This window comes from Zhongshania marina, assembly GCF_002915595.1.
In the GTDB taxonomy this organism is placed as follows: Bacteria; Pseudomonadota; Gammaproteobacteria; order Pseudomonadales; family Spongiibacteraceae; genus Spongiibacter; species Spongiibacter marinus_B.
On sequence record NZ_PQGG01000033.1, the window covers coordinates 17,629 to 36,709 of the forward strand.

12 protein-coding genes are annotated in these 19,081 nt (G+C 49.5%); 7 read left to right on the forward strand and 5 right to left on the reverse strand.

Annotated elements, in window-relative coordinates:
- Positions 1 to 477 carry a nuclear transport factor 2 family protein gene (locus tag C0068_RS14705; protein WP_103685243.1) on the forward strand — a complete coding sequence of 159 codons (477 nt, stop codon included), beginning with the start codon at positions 1 to 3 and terminating at the stop codon, positions 475 to 477.
- A gap of 53 nt (positions 478 to 530) precedes the next feature.
- On the forward strand, positions 531 to 2,075 hold the full coding sequence (locus tag C0068_RS14710; RefSeq protein ID WP_103685244.1) for an acyl-CoA synthetase: 1,545 nt from the start codon (positions 531 to 533) through the stop codon (positions 2,073 to 2,075).
- 179 nt (positions 2,076 to 2,254) lie between these two features.
- Here the strand turns inward: C0068_RS14710 and C0068_RS14715 are convergent, their stop codons facing one another.
- Complete coding sequence (locus C0068_RS14715) at positions 2,255 to 3,787, reverse strand: class I adenylate-forming enzyme family protein (protein WP_103685245.1); 1,533 nt, start codon at positions 3,785 to 3,787, stop codon at positions 2,255 to 2,257.
- 275 nt (positions 3,788 to 4,062) lie between these two features.
- Here C0068_RS14715 and C0068_RS14720 point away from each other — a divergent pair, with 275 nt between their 5' ends.
- From C0068_RS14720 to C0068_RS14735, 4 genes are all read left to right on the forward strand, one after another.
- Positions 4,063 to 4,929: a MaoC/PaaZ C-terminal domain-containing protein gene (locus tag C0068_RS14720; protein ID WP_103685246.1), complete on the forward strand. Its 867-nt coding sequence runs from the start codon at positions 4,063 to 4,065 to the stop codon at positions 4,927 to 4,929.
- Positions 4,930 to 5,002: 73 nt separating this feature from the next.
- On the forward strand, positions 5,003 to 7,306 hold the full coding sequence (locus C0068_RS14725; RefSeq protein WP_103685247.1) for an acyl-CoA dehydrogenase family protein: 2,304 nt from the start codon (positions 5,003 to 5,005) through the stop codon (positions 7,304 to 7,306).
- Positions 7,307 to 7,309: 3 nt separating this feature from the next.
- Positions 7,310 to 8,500, forward strand: a complete 1,191-nt coding sequence (locus tag C0068_RS14730; protein ID WP_103685248.1) for a thiolase family protein — start codon at positions 7,310 to 7,312, stop codon at positions 8,498 to 8,500.
- A gap of 89 nt (positions 8,501 to 8,589) precedes the next feature.
- Positions 8,590 to 9,012 carry a Zn-ribbon domain-containing OB-fold protein gene (locus C0068_RS14735; RefSeq protein ID WP_103685249.1) on the forward strand — a complete coding sequence of 141 codons (423 nt, stop codon included), beginning with the start codon at positions 8,590 to 8,592 and terminating at the stop codon, positions 9,010 to 9,012.
- A gap of 58 nt (positions 9,013 to 9,070) precedes the next feature.
- Here the strand turns inward: C0068_RS14735 and C0068_RS14740 are convergent, their stop codons facing one another.
- Genes C0068_RS14740 through C0068_RS14755 form a run of 4 tightly spaced genes read right to left on the reverse strand, consistent with a single transcriptional unit; the run spans position 9,071 to position 16,406 of the window.
- Positions 9,071 to 10,507, reverse strand: a complete 1,437-nt coding sequence (locus C0068_RS14740; RefSeq protein ID WP_103685250.1) for an HAD-IB family hydrolase — start codon at positions 10,505 to 10,507, stop codon at positions 9,071 to 9,073.
- A complete protein-coding gene (locus C0068_RS14745) occupies positions 10,504 to 12,027 on the reverse strand; it encodes a wax ester/triacylglycerol synthase domain-containing protein (protein ID WP_103685251.1) in 1,524 nt (507 codons plus the stop codon). Before C0068_RS14745 ends, C0068_RS14740 begins: the two co-directional genes overlap by 4 nt.
- The gene (locus tag C0068_RS14750; protein ID WP_103685252.1) at positions 12,020 to 14,377 is read right to left on the reverse strand and encodes a glycerol-3-phosphate 1-O-acyltransferase; all 2,358 of its coding nucleotides are present in this window, start codon (positions 14,375 to 14,377) and stop codon (positions 12,020 to 12,022) included. The genes C0068_RS14745 and C0068_RS14750 overlap by 8 nt, the downstream gene beginning before the upstream one ends.
- A 28-nt stretch (positions 14,378 to 14,405) precedes the next feature.
- Positions 14,406 to 16,406 (reverse strand): oxidoreductase, encoded by a 2,001-nt coding sequence (locus tag C0068_RS14755; RefSeq protein ID WP_199176193.1) that lies wholly within the window; start codon positions 16,404 to 16,406, stop codon positions 14,406 to 14,408.
- A gap of 233 nt (positions 16,407 to 16,639) precedes the next feature.
- On the opposite strand from C0068_RS14755, the gene C0068_RS14760 reads away from it, so the two are divergent.
- Positions 16,640 to 19,057 (forward strand): TonB-dependent receptor, encoded by a 2,418-nt coding sequence (locus C0068_RS14760; protein WP_103685253.1) that lies wholly within the window; start codon positions 16,640 to 16,642, stop codon positions 19,055 to 19,057.
- The last annotated feature ends 24 nt before the right edge of the window (positions 19,058 to 19,081 follow it).

Genomic DNA, 19,081 nt, shown 5'->3' on the forward strand with positions numbered 1-19,081 from the left:
ATGCCTGACGCTGCATCGCTAGCGCAATGTGTCGCCGCCGAGGCGATTCGCGCGACTCTGTCGCGCTATTGCCGCTATGTTGATGCAGGTGACAGTCAAAACTTATCGGCGCTCTTTCATGCCCAAGCACAATACCTACCGATAGTGGGTCGCGATATGTATCGTGGCCCAGCGGGAGTGCGGCAATTTTTTGTGGATCTACAGGGCGAATTTATCGCCTTGTTAAATGCGGGCGGTCCAAAACCGCCGCGATTAAAACATCATCTTGCAATGCCAGATATTCAGGAGCTTAAAACCAGCTCTGCGCGCATTGAAACGCGCTTTTCGGTGTACTCCAATATTGGACTCGATCATACCGGTTACTATATCGATCAGATGTCGTCGGACGATGTGGGTAATTGGTTATTTGATTACCGCGAAATTAAGCTCGATTGGATAAATACAGATTCGGCAATTAATGCATTGCTGAAGAATTAAAACGCTTAACACCATTTTTTTAAAATTATTGTTCGCTTTTTCTGGAGCTATGTATGCACCCGAGTATTCACGCCAAGGAACGACCCAATACCCCTGCAATCATCATGGCAGGCAGCGGTGAAGTCACCACTTATGCGCAGCTAGAGAGCCGCTCCAATCAAGGCGCCCAGCAATTTCGTGCGCTGGGCTTAAAGCCCGGCGATGGTATTGCTATTTGGATGCACAACTCATCTAGTTTCCTTGAGATAAGTTGGGCAGCGCAACGCTCCGGCTTATATTTTACACCGATATCTACCCACCTTACCTTGGCAGAGGCGGCTTACATAATTAAAGACTCGGGCGCGTCTTTATTGGTGGCGTCGCCAGAATTACCGGGCGTTAAAGAGCTAATTGCAAAAGGTGCGGCAGCAGAGTTTGGCGAGCAATTTAACTTTTTTGTAGACAGCGAATCAGCAACGCTACCGAGTTGGCCGCAAGCTATTATCAAGCAGCCCGCTGAGCGTATTAGCGATGAAACCGCAGGTCAATACATGGTTTACTCATCGGGTACTACGGGTAAGCCTAAAGGTGTGCAATTACCACTTAGTGGCGCGCCGGCAGACCAACCTTTGCCGTTCGTAGCGATGCAGCGCGAGCAGTATGGTGTGTCAGAGAATAGTATTTATTTGTCCCCAGCGCCGCTTTATCACGCGGCACCCTTGGTATTCAGCATGACGGTGCAAAGTATTGGCGGCTGCGTGGTGATCTGTGAGAAGTTTGAGCCTGTCGCGCTACTCAATGCCATTGAGCGTTTTAAAGTGACGCATATGCAAATGGTGCCTACCATGTTTGTGCGCTTATTAAAATTACCGGAGTCTCAGCGCAATGGTGTTGATTGTTCTAGTTTGGAGTGTGTTATTCACGCCGCAGCGCCCTGTCCTGTACCCATTAAACAACAGATGATTGATTGGTGGGGGCCGATTCTCTATGAATACTACGGCGGTTCAGAGGGTAATGGCGCCACGTATATAACTTCGGAGGAATGGCTGAAAAAACCGGGTTCGGTGGGTCGTGCCCAGTGGGGTATTTTGCATATTTGCAACGAAGAGGGTGATGAGTTGCCCGCAGGTGAACAGGGTGCGGTGTATTTTGAAGGTGGTTTTGATTTTAAATACAAAAACGATGAAGCTAAAACTAAAGACGCTCGCAACCCAAAGCACCCTAGCTGGTCAACCCTGGGCGATGTAGGTTACCTCGACGATGATGGCTATTTATTCTTAACCGACCGCAAGAGTTTTATGATCATCTCCGGTGGCGTAAATATTTATCCCCAAGAAATAGAAAATATCTTAACTGTGCATCCCAAAGTAATGGACGTTGCCGTGTTCGGCGTGCCAAATGCTGAGTTTGGTGAAGAAGTAAAAGCTGTAATACAGCCGCTAAATTGGAGCGAGGTTGGCGATGACTTGGCAGCGGAGTTAATGGCCTACTGTCGTGCTCAACTTTCCGCGATTAAATGCCCGCGCAGTATTGATTTTGATGCGGCCCTGCCGCGCATGGATAACGGAAAACTGTATAAGAAAGGTTTGCGGGACCGGTATTGGCAAGTTAGGGCATAATCTTATTTTACGGTAAATTGTAAAGCGCAATTATTATGGCGTGTATCTGCTTGAGTGGCTGCCCGCAACTATAGTGGTTTTGGATTTTAATGCGAATTTATAATGAAGACTACAGGGGGCGGGTGGTGTGGTTTATACCACCCGCTTTGCTCAGTCATTGTCCTGGTTTTTAAATCATTTCATTTAAGCGCCTCAATAAGCTTTTTCAATTCAATCAGGCTTATCTTATAACTTGCGGTGCGGGGTAATTCATCAACAAAATAATAGGCACTGGGGATTTCTGGTGCGCTGAGGTGGTCGCGGGCAAAGCAGTTTAGTTCGTCATTGTCTGGTTGGGTGTGGCCTGTTTTAAGTACTAGTGCGGCGACCGGAATTTGTCCCAACGTTGGATCGTCTACCCCAATAACTGCCGCATCTGCAATAGCAGGGTGGCGGCGTAATTGTTCGGCAATGAGCAGTGGCGATAATTTAAAACCGCCGCGAAAAATAGTTTCTTCTAGCCGTCCTTCAAACCACATAAAACCGTCTTCATCGATACGGGCTTGGTCCGAGGTGGCTATCCAGTCAGGGCCGACGCGCTCGACTTTCGCCTCTAATCTTCCTACTGCGTTTGCTGCTAGTACTGCACCAGTGTCTGGATCACTAACTCTTAATTCAACGCCGGGTAGGGCGCGGCCGCAACTGCCCATTTTACTGGCAGAGTACTCTGCTAGCTCGGCCATCGACCAGCTGGTGATAACCCCACAGAATTCGCTGGCGCCGTAACTTAAATTCACTGGTATACCCAGCTCGTTTTGAAAATAAGCCTGTACTTCGCGGTCTAGCGGCGCGGCGCCAGTGCGAACGACCTTAATGCTGCTAAACACTTCCTTGGATAGCTGGCGTTGGTGAAGGGCGGCCATGGCTGCGGGGGGGATATCGGCCGCTACGGGTTTGAAACGCTGCACAATGGCCAGCCAGTCGTCTAGTTGGAATTTCTCTAAGATCGCCATCGGCATACCCATGGCCAGTGCTGGTGTGCTCGCATACACACCGCTGATATTGCTGAGCGGCAACACCGAGATAATGGGAGCTGGTTGGCTGGCGCTGACATTCATTTGGGTGAGTGCCTGTTTGGCGGCCTCTGTGCTAGCGGCGAGGTTGCGGCGGCTCAGTTGAATGCGTTTGGGGGCGCCTGTGGTGCCGCTGCTCAGGGTTTCGATGGCGGTGGCAGAATCGTCTTGCGGAACTGTACTGCCTTTGACATCTGCTGGTGTTGCGGCGTCTTGCTCCGGGCAATGGCGCAGTTCGACGCTGTGCTCGGTGATGGCAATACCGAGGCATTCCATGTCTTTTACTGCTGCTAGTAAATCCGCGTTCCAGTCTTGTTGATCAGCGATAAGAGCGCGGTAGCCTTCCTTGCGAATATCGTTGATGATTTTGGCGGTGGATTGGTAGCAGTGGATCATTGAGGCGCAGCGATCGCTAATAAGTAGCCCCCACAGGCAACTGATATGCATAGGACGGCTGCGGGCAATAAATGCCACACGAGACACGTTACCCATAGGGTGTTTGCTCAATAGCTGGTCTACGCTACGAATCGTATTACTAACGTCTTGCCAACAATACTCGCGGTCTTTGAAGTAAAACGCGGTGTCGTGTGACGGACTTTGAGCTAGTGCCTTGCTGAGGCTGTTTGATAGCGCGGATGGAGCGTTGGGAGTGAGGGTCATGGCTTGCCGACTTATTATTTAATTTAGTGATTATGTGTCATTTATATTAGCTGTTGGCGCTGCGTAGTTGTAGTGCTTTTCAATATTTAATCACCTATTTTTACGTCGTGTTGGTGTATGTGGCTCGGAAAAGTCTGGTGTGCTTCGTGTTGATCAGTAGCTGATTATGTGTTAGTTTTTGTGTAGATTTGAGTGCTTGCTACTGTCCATTTGACGAGTTTGCCGCTACAGCGCTTAGGCGCTGTGGATTTCATTATTAGCTTGGAGTGTATCGCGTGGGTTTTGAATACGAAAAAATTAAAAATTGGCCAATTCCGGAAGGTCATCAGAACTACTCTGCAAATGACTGTATTTTATATGCGCTCAGTGTGGGCGCTGGTGCTGGCGACCCCGCTGCAGATTTGAATTTAATCTACGAGAAGAAATTGGATGTGTTGCCGACTATGGCGGTGACTATGGCTTCTCAGGGCACAATGTGGGTGGCGGATCCAAAGACCGGTATCGATTTGAGCAAGCTCTTGCATGGCGAACAATATCTCACTATACACAAGCCCCTGCCCAGCGAAGCCACGGTGAAGAGCCGCAGTTACGTACAAGAGATTTACGATAAGGGCGTTGAGAAAGGCTCGGTAATGATGCTTGCACGGGAAATTAGTGATGCTGACAGCGGCGAATTACTGGCCACTTGTACCTCGGCGGTATTTTTACGCGGCAATGGTGGTTGCGGCGGTCCCGCTAGCGGTCAGCCTGTGCCGCAGCCGATTCCAGAGCGCGCACCCGATGTGGTGATAGACTCTATTAGTCGTGAAGAACAGGCGGCGCTTTACCGCCTAACGGGCGACACCAATCCCCTGCATATTGACCCCAAATTTGCGGCGATGGGCGGTTTCCCAAAACCCATTCTTCATGGCCTGTGTACCTACGGTTTTGCAGCGCGAGCGGTGATTTCTGCGGTTTGCGATGGTGATCCTGCGCGCCTGCGCAAGTTTAATCTGCGATTCGCCAGTCCGGTATTTCCGGGTGAAACTCTGCGCACTGAAATTTGGAATGAGGGTGACGGCAAGGCGGCCTTTCGCACTTTTGTGGTAGAGCGTGAGTTGTTGGTGCTAAACAACGGCTATGCTGAGTTTGATCCGGCCTGAAAAGGCTGACGGAATTGATGCTAATAGCCCTTAAGGCTAAAGACGAATAAGTGATATTTAGGCGGCATAAGACGTGATTGCAATTAACGAAGATTTACAGGCTATTCAAGATCAGGCTGCGCGCTTTTTGACTGAGCGAGCTGATCCCGAATACCTGAAAGCTCTATTAGACAAGCCAGCGTCCTTTGACAGCGAAAGCTGGGGCAGCACGGCGGAAATGGGGTGGCCGATGTTGGCAGTAGACGAAGCGCAAGGCGGCCTAGGTTTGGGTTTGCGCGGTTTGGCAGTACTCGCTCAGGAAATGGGCCGTACTACGGTGTCGCTGCCCTTGTTGGCGGTGTATCAGCTGGCTCAAATTCTTAAGGCTTCGAATACTGGTGGCGACAAGAATGAAGTGTTAGATGGTTTGATGGCGGGTAGTGGTATTGCCTGCTTTGTTTGCGCTAGTCCACTTGCTTTGGTAGCGGGTAAATTACAGGGTTGCACTGTTGCTACGCCGTTTGCGGCAGTGGCGGATTACGCTATTGCATTGGCCGATGACGGCGGACAGAAAAAATTAGTCTTGGTTAATTTGGCTAATGCGGCGGTAACAAAAGAAGCCGTACCGGCTATTGACCAAGCTCGCGCTCAGGCGCGGCTGCACTTTACTGATGCCGAAGTGACGGTGCTCGTCACTGATAATGCTGAACAAATCCAAGCCGACGCACTTGCTGTTGCAGCCTTGTTAACAGCAGTTGAACAGAGTGCAGGTGCCGAAGCGGCGATGTTATTGGCTAGGGACTACGCATTAGAACGCAAGGTGTTTGGTCAAACCTTGGGCGCTTTCCAAGCGATTAAACACAAAATAGCGGATATGTACTGGCGAATAGAGTTGGCGCGGGGTTGTGTCGATGACGCGCTATTGGCCTATGAGGCTGGTGATGACAGCTGGCGCGAGTTGGCAGCGGCGTCGCGGGTTGCGGCAATCGAAGCTTACGAATTTAGTGCCAAAGAGAGTATGCAAACCTTTGGTGGCTTGGGTTCAACCTGGGAGGGATTGCCTCAGCATCACTATCGGCGCTCGCGGGTATTGGCGCTGGAGTTGGGTAGCCGCTTGGAATGGCGTGAACGCTTTTTTAGTTATCGTCTTGCTGATAGTGGCAATGAGCGTGAACCTATTGAGGCGTTGCCGGAGCTGGGTGCTTATCGCCAGCAAGCACGCGAATGGTTGGCAGAAAATGCGCCGGCTTTTTCAGGTGAGGTGCGTAAGGGATTGAGCTTTGAAGAAGACCTCGCCCTTGGTCGGCAGTGGCAGGCCAAAAAAGTGGAAGGGGGCTTTGCCTGTATTAATTTGCCAGCCGAATACGGCGGTGCCGGTCTTACTGAATTGCATAAAATTGTGTTTGGCGAAGAAGAACTCAAATACCTCTTGCCCACTGAATATTTTGTTATCAGTACCGCACAATTAATGGCGATTTTTCTGCGCTATGCGCCGGAACAAGCCCGTCGTGAGTTAGGGCCAAAGGCAATTCGCGGTGAGCAAATCTGGTGTCAAATGTTCTCCGAGCCGGGGGCTGGTTCCGATCTTGCCGCAGTGCGTTTAAAGGCAGAACGTCACAGCAAAGACGGCGTTGAGGGCTGGTTGTTAAACGGTCAAAAATTGTGGACCAGCTGGGCACAAGTTGCTGACTGGGGCTTTATCGTTGCCAGAACCAATAGTGATGGCCCCAAGCACGCCGGTATTACCTGTTTCTATGCTGACATGCATAGTCAGGGTATTAGCGTACGGCCAATTCGGCGCATGGCTGGTCATGACGATGTTAACGAAGTGTTTTTCGATAATGTCTTTATTCCAGATACTCAACGCCTAGGCGATGAGGGCCGTGGTTTTGCGGTGGCGATGGAAATGCTAATGATTGAGCGTGTTGCCGGTGTGTATGATGAAAGCATCGGCGGTATGTCTCTTAATGCCTTATTTGAGCATGCCCAACAATATGACATTGCAGGTGCACCGGCAATCGCTGACGGCGAAATTCGCGCTACTTTACTAGAAGCCTACATTGAGCGTCAGGGGTTGCGGTCTATTTATCGTCGGGGCATGGCGGCGGTGGGTAACGGTAAAGAGCCGGGACCAGAAGCCGGTATTCGTAAATTAATTATGGGGCGCGCGCGTCAGCGTCTAGGTGCATTAGCGCTGGATTTAATCGGCCCCGATGGGATTGAGATGGATCCCCAAGGGGATTTTCGCACCGATTATGCTTGGTCGTGGATTGATCCCGCCGGTCGTATTGCAGGCGGCACAGATGAAGTGTTATTAAATACTATCGCCGAGCGGGTGCTGGGCTTGCCCCAGGATTATCGCCCAGATAAAAATAAACCGTTTAAAGAGTTGAGCTGATTTATGGCGAATATCTTTTCAGAAAAGCAGTGTGTTATCTCCGGTATTGGGCAGTCTGAAATTGGCCGTCGTCTGCCCCGAAATGGATTGCAACTAACCGTTGATGCCGTAAAGCAAGCCTTGGATGATGCGGGCTTATCGCGCAGCGATATTGACGGTGTGTCGAGCTGGCCGGGGCAAATGCAACACGCCGCACCTGGCTTTTCGCCGGTGTCGATTACTGATTTGCGCGAGGCAATGGATTTAAAGCTTAGCTGGTATAACGCCGGTATTGAGTCTACGCAAATGTCGGCCATTATTAATGCCTGCATGGCGGTGGCGAGTGGTCAAGCTCGCCATGTTATTTGCTTTCGTACCATGACCGAGGCCAGTTCTATGGCCAAGGGCACCCGTTCTAGCGTGCAAGGCACGGGTAGTCAGCGCATTAGTGGACCGTTTCAGTGGCAGCTGCCCTTTGGCGCATTCTCTGCCAGTAGCTGGGTTGCCATGGTGGCGTCGCGCTATATGCATGAGTTTGGCGCTACACGGGAACAGCTTGGTCAGATTGCAGTGAATGCACGAAGCAATGCCATGCTGAACGAGCGTGCGGTGTATCGTGACCCGCTCAGCCTAGATGATTACCTGGCGTCGCGAATGATTTCAGATCCGCTGTGTTTGTATGATTGCGATGTGCCCATCGATGGTTCCACGGTGATTATTATTTCTCACAAAGACTGCGCTGCAGATTTGAAATCCAAGGCCATTCATATTGAAGCCATAGGCGGCCCGCTTTACGGCCGTGACAGTTGGGATCAGCAAGACGACCTCACCCGCTTTGGCGCCGAAGACGCCGGCAAAATGCTGTGGTCGCGCACCGACTTTAAACCCAAAGATGTCGACTTTGCTGAGCTGTACGATGGCTTTAGCTTTTTAACCCTGTTGTGGCTAGAGGGCTTGGGCTTTTGCGGTCGCGGTGAAGCGGCGGCCTTTGTCGAGGGTGGTCAGCGCATTGCCCGCGACGGCGAGCTACCTTTGGCAAGTCACGGCGGGCAATTGTCGGCGGGGCGTACCCACGGATTAGGCTATTTCCACGAGGCTGTAAAACAATTGCGCGGTGAAGCCGGTAATCACCAGTTGAGCGGTGAAAGAAAGTTGGCGGTAGTCAGCAATGGCGGCGGTAACCTCTCTGGCGCAGCGTTACTGCGCAGCGACTGATTTAGGGTGGGCGACATTTCAACAGCCTATAGATGAATGCTCACTAAGGACAATAACAGTGGTATTCAGCCGATAAGATGGATGACTAAATGACTGATACAAATGCTTTAGAAAAGACGGTAGGCCCCACACCCGAGCTAGATGAACTGAATAGTTTTTTCTGGAGCTCCGGCGCCGACGGCCAACTGCGTATGCAATACTGCGAAGACTGCCAGTATTGGCAGCATCCCCCCAGTGTCTGCTGCCGTAAATGCTTAGGTGAGGAAATTACCGCCAAACCCATGTCTGGCACTGGCACGGTGGCGGCAATTACCGTAAACCGCATGCCGTGGATGCCAGGTTTAAAGATTCCCTATCTTCTGGTGATTATTGAATTGGATGAACAAGCAGGCTTGCGTTTAACGTCGGCAATGCCTAACGCCGAGCCAGGCAGTGTCAGCATCGGTGATCGGGTGAAGGTATTTTTTGAGCAGCGTGAAGATGTTTGGATGCCATTTTTTGAGTTGCAATAGCCGTCGTGCTTCTTTTAAAAAACGCTGATATTCTCGTGAAAATATCAGCGTCATCTATTTAGTTTTTTGGCCAGTCAGTAAGGGTGTCGATATATAATTGGCGCACCTCGCTTATATTGTGTTCTAAATTTTTCAGTGTCCAGTTTTTTATAGAAATAGGCGGCAGTACAGCAACGTCAACGGTGCCTGGACTCATTACTGCTGCGTCTCGAGCGGCGATCATTTCGGCGTTACGAAATACAATAGGCACAATTGGAATACCTGCTGCCATTGCCATGCGAAAAGCGCCTTTTTTAAAATCGCCAACTAGTTCTGTGTCCACCCGATTTCCCTCTGGGGCTAGGCAGATTGAAATACCTTTACGGGCCAGCTCTTCAATTGGTTTAAGCGCCTCTACCGAGCCTTTAGAGTCGGCGCGATCGATAAAGGCGACATCGGCGAGTTTGCCAATGGTGCCGGTGAGCCAGTGGTTTTCTAATTCTTTTTTACCGACGCCGGTAAAGTCTTTTTCAATCAGTTTGGCGGCCATAAAAGCGTCGTAGTTATTGCGGTGATTAAAGATAAATACTGCGGGTCGCTGTGCCCAGAGATTCTCCTTGCCAATCACATTGAGTTTCACGCCGTTTATTTTAAACATGCGATCAATCCAGCGTGGTGAGGCGTAATTTAATATGGCACGCTTGTCGCGTTTAAGAAGGCCTAAGCCGACGCCAACAGCGGCGAAGGGCAACACGCTAATAACCCCAGCTGTTGAGCGCAATGCGCCGTTATTATTACGGCTTACAAAGCGCTGAATCGGCCAGCCACGGGCGCGGGCAACCCGAGCTAAATTTTTCCCGGGGTTGGTGGGGCGGGGGTGGCCAACCAAATGCATTAGGGCTTCGTCTTCATTGCCATCGGCGTAGAAATAGCAGTCTTTAAGATTTATCTGTTGGCAATCAGCGAATTGCTGAGCTGCCTGTGCTTTTCCTTTCCCCCAGATCAAGGGCTTGCACAGTTCGCCATTGAGTTGTTCGCCGTTTAGCGCAAAACGATTACACAACACATTTTCAATGCCTAAGAAGCGTGCTACGGGTTCCACTTGATAGCAGGTTGCCGAGGATGATAAGACTATTGTGTGTCCTTGCTGTTGATGGGCTTTGATAATTTTTCGCATTTCTGGGTAGATCAAATTAATGATTTTTTTGTGAAAAAGTATTTCTCCCATCGCCATCAAGTCTTGGTGATTACGGCCTTTCCAGGCGTCTGCGCCAATCAGTAGTAAATCTTCAAAATCGGCTTTTCCCGTGGCAGCGTTAATGGCGGTGTTCACAGTTCGCAGAAATTCCTGTAGCGAAATATCCTTGCTTTTAAGACGCTGCTTACTAAGTTGCATCGCTGAAAAGCCGGCGATAATAGTACCGTCTAAATCAAAGAAGGCGCACACGGTGGGGCCAGTTGGGGATTTGTATATGCCCTGTAATATTGAATTTATATCTGATGTTAAGGGCTTCATGCTTGGGTTCCTTTCACAGTGGCGGTGTCGAGTTTAGTGGCCTTTGTTCGTGCAACCGCTTTGCGCTGGGTAGCAGCTTTTACTGTACTTTTACGTGGGGTCTTAGCTCTACGTGTGGGTGCTTTACTGGCGTCGATTAGTTCATTAAATTCATCGTTCAGACACCGCATTAGCAGTTCTGGGTTGGCGACTGCGGCAGTGTCGCAGTGGCTTCCTAAATAGCAGGCTCCGTCATGGGACATCATAACCAGCATAAGTGGAATTCCTGGTAGGGGACCAAAGGGATAAAGTTTGAGTATTTTACTACCGCCAATATAGGCTGTTTCGCGCAGGCCGGGGACGTTCGATGCTTGCACGTCGAGATGGCTGGCGAGGTCGCCAAGTTCATTCAGTGCGATAGTGGGTAAGTGCACCAGCAGCGGTGCGATGTGGTTCATAATATTGATGGCGGGTTCTGCAATGGCGCTGCTTACTTGATGTTGAATTTGGGCGATACGGCGTTTTGGATCGCATTCTGTTAATGGCAAATTGATCCGAGCGGCGGCAAAGTGATTGCCCCCATTTGCGTTATTTGCGCGGCGCAAGCTTACAGGCATGGCCAGCGGCAGTGCCTCGTGCTCGCAGTCTAGGGCGTTGTGATAGCGTTGCAGGCCGCCCGCGATGGCAGCAATATAAATGTCGTTCACACTGGCGTTGAAATGTTTTGCGCAGTGTTTGAGATCGTCTAATGGATATTCGAGTACATCGAGTTGGCGGTCTAGGCTACGGCGCATTAGTAATGGCGACGGATGACAGTCGCTATTTGAGAGAATTCGTTGCGCTGATTCAAATTGCTGACGTAAGTTCTCAATGTATTTGGTTGGGTGTTGGAGCAAATCCTTGGTATGAGCCGTGCCGCTGCGAATGAGGCGATTAATCGCTGGCAAGGCATCTCCCAGGGCGCGGTTAAGCCCGCGCCGGCTCAAGGTTAGGCTATTTACATCTTCTGGTATGGGTTGGGGTAGCAGTTCGCGGTTTATTTGCTCGCGGCTACTATTAAATAGCAATTTTAAAAGCAGTAAGCCGCCCATCCCGTCAGAGACGGCATGATGCATTTTAATAATGAGTGCGGCTTTGGCGTTGCCATCGTTAATGCCTTCAATTAAGAATACTTCCCAAAGCGGGCGTTGGGTATCCATAGGGCTTTGTAGAATGTGGCTGGCGATATCTAGTATGTCGCGCAGCTGGCCGGGACTGGGGGCACTAATCCTCCTTAGGTGGAAGTCTAAATTAAAGTCAGGGTCGATTACCCAGCGCGCCGAACCTAGGCCAAGTGCTGGCAATACGACGTGTTGGCGCAGACGAATAAACTGTCTGCTGGCGTATTCAAAGGTATCGCGCAGGGCGGCGAAATTTGGTACTTCGTCTAGAAGGGCGATAGATAGCATGGCGCTGCGGGTTTTTGCCGAGGCTTCGCCACGCAGCATTAGTAGTTCAAGGGCGTCGACCTTGTCGTTAAATTGGCTATGATTTTCAGTCATTGTGTTGGGCTCGATTAAAAAAACGGTAGTTGAATGTGCGGCGGGCAGATTCAAAACGCAGGTCACTGAGTTGTAAGAGCAGCTCTAGTTCGTTGATGAATGCGTGGCCTTGCGACGCTTGATAAACGCCGTCGTCACTTATAACGCCACGATTTTCGGCGAGCTGTAACCCGGTTTTAAAGAGGTGTATTGACGCTGCTTCGGAGTGAATGATGCGCTTTTGCAATAAATATTGACGTGCAGCGCCAGCGCAAAATGAGAAGAATGAGTGGTCGGCAATAATGGGTTTGTCTGATTTTAATTGCAGGCAATTTGCGACGACCCAATAACTTTCTAGAAAGCTACGCACTACACTGTCCGCGGTTATGGGTTTCATCGCATCGAGTAGCGTTGCTGTGCTAGTACTATTTTCTGAAATTGCATGTTCCCAATTGTCATTAATAAGATGTAGACGATTAGTGAGTGACTTGCGAAATTGATTTTTTTCAAGAAAGAAGAAATCAAATTTGAGTAAATCACGAAGCTGATAAGCGGTATCCCAAAAGACGGTTACGGCCTGATTGCTGTCTTTTTTTGACGCTGCAGCGGTTAATGCGAGCTCTGCAATAGCACTGTCTAGAAAGTGATGGATAACCCAATTACGGTAATAGGACGCAGCAACGTGGGCATCGCGATTAATGGTGTAGACCGATTCTGGACCTTCGGTTTCGGCGTGAATCAGGCCTTGGTTGATCAGCGCGTCGAGCTCGTCTTGAATGCCTTCGTCACAGAGCAGGCGTTTAGCACTGGCGGTCATGGGAGCACTGTTGAGTTCGGTGTAATGTACAAATTCGCGCAGCGCCATTTTTAGTTGCTCAAAGCTTAATGCTTGGCGGAAGGCGCTTAGCGCCGTCATGGTGATGAGTGAAATGGCTGTGATGGGGGTCGCCTGATTGATGCGCCATGATATTTCGAACGCTAATTTTTGCAGGGCTAACTGGTATTCGCTATCGCTGAGTTGGCATGCTTCTTTTTGGCTGCCAAAATAACTGCTTAGAGACAGTGGTTGGCCAAAGCGTACATATATGCGCCCGAAGCGACCATGGGCTGATTTAAAATAATTAATCATCCATTTTAAATCTTCTTTTTTCTTTGCTATTCCCATTGCTTCTCCCGCATAGCCTTTAACCTCGTTGAGTTGGTCGTAGGTGGTGGAGGCGGGGATGAGCGCAATATCGTCACAACGACCATCGCGATAGGCGTCTACAACGTATTTTAAAAGTCCGAGTTTGGGTGGGAGCGATTTGCCGGTGCGCGAGCGGGTGCCTTCGATGTACCACTGCAGGCTGAAACGTTTCTCTACCATATAGCCTAGGTATTCTTTTAATACCCAGCGGTAAACGGGGTCACTGCGAATATCTCGACGAATAAAGATAACGCCAGATCGGCGCATGATATAACCCATGGGCCAAAAGCTCATGTTAATACCACCCAAGGTGCTAGTGCGAGGTAAGTCAGCCTCGTGCAGTGCCACCGACATTACCCCGACATCCATATTGGAGCGGTGTGACGGAAGGATAATGGCAGACTTGCCGTTGACTGCTGCGCGTACGGTCTCGATTTGTTGGCAGTCTATGTCGAGTTGTTCGACATAGCCGCGTCGATAGAGAATGCGGCCCATGATTAAGTTGATATCTAAGCCCATCGGGGTAAACCCAGAAGCCAACTCCTTTAGCGCCTTATCTGCTAACAGTTCTGCCTGTTCAATGGGAAGTTGTTTTTGTTCTGCAAGTTGACGCAGGCCCTCTTTAAAACGATTCGAGCTGCGGATTTCCTCGCGCACCAGTTTTGGCATTTTGTACTGGGGGCCTAGGTGTTGTGACGTTGCGCGCTCTAAGGCTAGGGTGGCACGCCGAACAACAAAGCGCGCAAATTCGCGCTCTACATTGTTACTGCTTTGGCTTTGCCAAATAGCGCGTAGCTCCGTCAATGTGGCTGGTTCGCCTTCTAGAACTTTAACCCGTTCTACTTGATATTTGGCTATGAGTATTTTGGCGTACTCCCTTGGCGATCGCGGATCGCCTAGCGTTATTATGTCGCGCAAATATACTTGCGGCTTGCCGTTGCGCGACTTAGGTTGCCACGCAATTCGCAGCGGACAGAGCAGAGGGTTATCCCCTTGGGCTAAACGCTTACGAAGTTGAGGTGTCGCGCGGCTTGTGTCTAGCTTTGGGTAGTCAATGTAGATGATTTCGCAGGTGGGTGCTTCGTGTTTACGATACCAATCCTCAATAATTTTGCGCTCTGTTTTGCCGCGTGTTTGCGCAATGAGTATACGGGGCTGCGATTTTTCGGTTTCTGCTGCACTCATCTTCTAATTCCCTTTGAAAATGCAATGGCTATGAGGCCACCACGTTGCTTGTGGCCCTGTTTCTGGCAGTTATAAAGTTGAGGGTTTGTTGATGAGCGTCGTCAACTGCATCGCCTATCCGCCCCATGGTGTTTGCGTCACCAATGAGTATTCTGTGGAATGTTTCGTTGACAAGCGTGTCGTAAAGCTCCTTGTCAGAGGTGCGGCCTTGCGCTAACACGCAGTAGGCGACTGCTCGGGTAATACGCTCCTCACCTAGTTGCAATTGAGCACTTCCGTTGGTGAATTCTTTGAGCTCACTGTGGCAGATTAGCTCTAACTGGGGTTTGCGTAACAAACGTTTTAATAAGTCGCCGCGATAAATCATCTCCGCTGAGCGCGCTAATTGTTGGCGAGCTGAGCGGCTTGATAAAATCACTCGATAGCCCATTTCAAGCAGGGTTTCACTGACTTCACAGCCAGTCTCGCCGCCTCCTAATACTAAAATCGGGCCCGCTTCTGGCGATGGAAGTGAGTGCTCGGGTAGGGTGTTAAGTAGTTCAAACGCGTCGCAGCTGTTGTGAGCGTCTAAACCTTTGAAAAGCTGACTTCGCGTGCGACTTCCGGTGGCAAACACAACAATGTCTGGCTTAATGGCTTTGATGCTATCAAATTCGAACGTGGCGTTTAATTTTACTGTTACGTTGCTGGTTTGCAGTTGGCGGATGAGGTATTGGCGATAGCGTTCGAGCTTGTCTTTAAAAGGGGGCGCAGCCGACACAATCAGACCGCCGCCGAGTTTGTTCTGGGTTTCAAGTAGTGTGGTGTCAGCCCCTGCGGCAGCCAAATTCAGCGCAGCATTTATGCCGGCGGGGCCACTGCCTAATACGATGGCGCGGCAGGCGCCCTGTAATTTAGGTATATCACTCCTTAATTCTCGGCCAGTCGTCGGGTTGTTGGCGCAGCGAATCGAGTTTTCTGCGAAGCCATTGGCGACACAAAAGTTGCATGAGGTACAGGGGATAATGTTTTCGACGGAGCCTGCTTTTGCTTTATTCGCCCATTCGGGGTCGGCTAGTAAAGTACGTCCTAAGGCAATTAAATCAGCATCGCCATCGCGCAGTGCTTGTTCAGCGGTATCGGGGTGGCGTATCTGGCCTACGGTGATAATAGGTACATTGCATACTTTTCTGAGGCGGCGAGAATAGGGTAGGCGCCAACCATCAGGTGCTGACATCGGGTCTAGCACCTTGTCAAAACTCTCTGGTCCAACACCGGTAGAAACATGAATTGCATCGATACCGGCGTCGACCAGTATCGGGCATATGCGCTCCATATCTTCAATGGTAAGTCCTCCTCCACAAAATTCATCCGCAGATAAGCGATAAATGAGGGGGCGATTGCCAATGGCTTGACGTACCCGATGGACTACTCTGCGCGGAAACTCAAGGCGTCCGGCTTCGTTCCCACCCCAAACATCGTTGCGTTTATTGCTGCGAGGGGACATAAATTGGGTGAGTAAATAGCCGTGAGCGCCGTGGAGCTCAACTGCTTGATAACCCGCTTTGATACCAAGTTCGGCACTGCGGCCAAAACACTCGATCATTGCCTCTATTTCGCTATGACTCATTTCTTTGCAGATGAGGTGTTCTGGATCTTTGCGCGAGTAAATATTGCTAGGCCCAATAGTGGTAGCGGTTTGCAGCAGGCTGCGCTTGGCAGCCGCGCCGCCGTGTTGGAGTTGCAGGCAGGCAACGCTACCGCATTCCTTTATAGCGCTGACTAGACGTCGGTGGCCGCGAATGTCTTTTTCACTCTCTAGTGCTAGCTGATTGGGTTCAGACTGGCCAGAGGCTCGTTCGACACAGCAGAATTCGACAATAATCATTCCAGTGCCACCCGCTGCTCGAGCTTTGTAGAATGCAATTTGAGCGTCGGTCACCTCTCCAGCGGAGCTGCCCAATTGGGTCGACATTGGTGGCATAACAATGCGGTTGGGCAGCTGCAGATTACGGATACGTAAGGGTTTGAATAGGTTTGGGTAATTCAATGTGTGCTCCAATTCTTATAATTAATATCTTGTTGTTAGTTTTTTTGGCATCATATTGTCGTCATTCATAAATCTGCTATCTGTGTGGATTTTGGGTACTTAATGTGGCGATTTTATTGGCGGTGACAAGTGATGAATCCCAAACATTGTTTTTTGTAGGATATAGTATTATCATAATAACTGACGTATAGTAAGTTTTAAACCGCTTAGACAACTAAAAGTAGGTAAATAAAATGACGCACATAAAAATAGTGAAAGATCATGGAAGGTTTAGCAGGACGGTACTGGGTTTGTGTATTGCGGCGGCCTCCGTATCCGGTATCGCGCAGGAGCAGGCTGCTGGTCGAAATGTGATCGAAGAGGTGATTGTTACTGCGCAGAAGCGCGCGCAGGCAATTTCTGATGTACCTCTCGCTATCCAGGCGCTTACTTCAGATAAATTAGAGTCTGAGCGGTTTGAGTCGCTGGCGGACTTAAAATTAATTTCTCCGAGTTTTACTTTTAGTAATGGTACGGCGGGTAATTTCTCAAACTCGATTTCTATGCGTGGCCTAGGATCGTTTTCCACTGAGGGTGGTGTTCAACCTAGTGTGTCTACAGTTGTTGATGGTGTTGCTTTAGCCAGGTCGACGGAATTCAGTTCTGATCTGGGTGATATTGAGCGCATTGAAGTCATTGCTGGCCCGCAGGGGACTCTGTTTGGTCGAAACTCGATTGGTGGTGCGCTTAATATAGTACGTAAAGGGCCTTCTGAGGAGTTTGCTGCTGAGCTTGAAGTTGCTGTTACCGATGATGATGAGCTAAGCACTAAGGCCATGATTAATGGCGCTTTGTCCGACAAGGTTCAGGGCCGATTAAATGTTTTCTTTAAAGATCGCGATGGACATATTAAGAACCTTGCGCCATCACAAGGTGATGCGGGTGGCGAGGAAAGTCGCGGTGTCATGGCGAAATTAAATTTTGATATTAATGACGATCTTAGCGTGTTGTTAAGTGTCGATTTTGTAGACACAAAAACGGGTGGTAACCCTTTGGTTACCTTTGGTTTAGATACCTTGTACCCCGGTGCGCAAGCGCGTTTAGTTGCACTTGGGGATGGCGACGCCGCTAAGGGGCAGCGAGTGTTGGATGATCCATTTACGGTTAATGCAAATACCGAGCATTACTTGGATTATACTCAGCAGGGCTTTGTTGCTGACGTTACTTGGCAGCTCAATGAAGCATGGACGATGAAGTCAATTAGTGCGCTTCGGTATTCAGATCAAACTTTTAATCAAGATATTGATTCATCACCGGCTTCTATGGGTAACCTCGATAGTACTACCGCGACAGCATTGGTAGGCGGGCCAACCTATGGGATGTTTGGAGTCTACCTTGACGGTACTAATCTCTCTCCCTTGGGTGATTCGGGAATATATAACGAACTAGAATATTTTACTCAGGAGCTGCGGTTTGAGTATCAAGGTTCTGATTTAAGTTTGGTAACCGGTCTCTATTTGCAGGATTATCAGGAAGATGGGAAAACTGACGTCCCACTTTGGATTCGTGGTGCGCCACCGTTGCCGACTCCAATTATTCAGTCGGATCCATATACAAATGATTATAGTCAACAATCTTGGGCGGTATTTAGTGACGTAACCTGGGATCTTAATGACGTAGTTCAGTTATTTGCTGGTTTGCGTTGGACTGATGAGGAAGCAACACTAAAACATAAACGGCTTAGTTACGTTGCTCGAGATTTCAGCTGTACAAACAATGTTTGCGATATCGACTTAACGACCGCATATGTTAATAATTCTGTCGATTTTACATCTGATGGTCATAGTGCAGACTGGTCTGGTCGTTTTGGCGCAAAGTGGGATGTTTCTGAAGACAGTAATGTTTATGCTAGTTATTCTCGTGGCTTTATTGGTATAGGTGTTAACTATACGCGTTCATCAACGCCGACAAATACTTATCTAGATCCATCAATCGCAAATTCATTTGAGATTGGCTTTAAAAGTGATTTGTTAGATCGCACTGCGCAGGTTCACGGTGCTATTTATTATATGGAAGTTGATGATATTCAGTCGACCAAGCGGATCCCAGGTAGCACGCTAACAGCGCCGGTCAACGTTGGTAAGATTCGCAGTCAAGGTATTGAGTTGAATACTAGCTGGCTTGCGACCGATTTGCTGATGTTAACATTGGGTGTGGCGTACACTGACGTTGAGTTTCAAGAGTTCGAAATGGATTGCTACGTTGGGCAAACCGCCGCACAGGGTTGTGTGAATGGCGAACAGGATTTAAGTGGCGAACGCCCTCCACAGGCGCCAGAGCTGAAATACACCTTGTCGGCGAATTACGATCAACCACTTGCTGACTTACCATTCAATGCTTTCGGTAATGTGAGCTATGTGTGGCAGTCAGAGACGGCAACAGATCTGGCCCGTGATCCGCGTTTGGAGCAGGACGAATATGGCTTGCTAAATGTAAGTATGGGTATTCGCGACAAGCAGGAGCGCTACGAAATATCGATATTTGGCAAAAACGTAACCGACGAATACTACTCGCTCAGCAAGGGGCAGGCAGATCCCGTCGGTGGCTACTTCCAGTTTACCTCTCGTGGTGCTCAGGCTTACTGGGGGTTGGCGGCAAAATACAGTTTCTAATGTCATGATTAAAGCCTAGCCAGC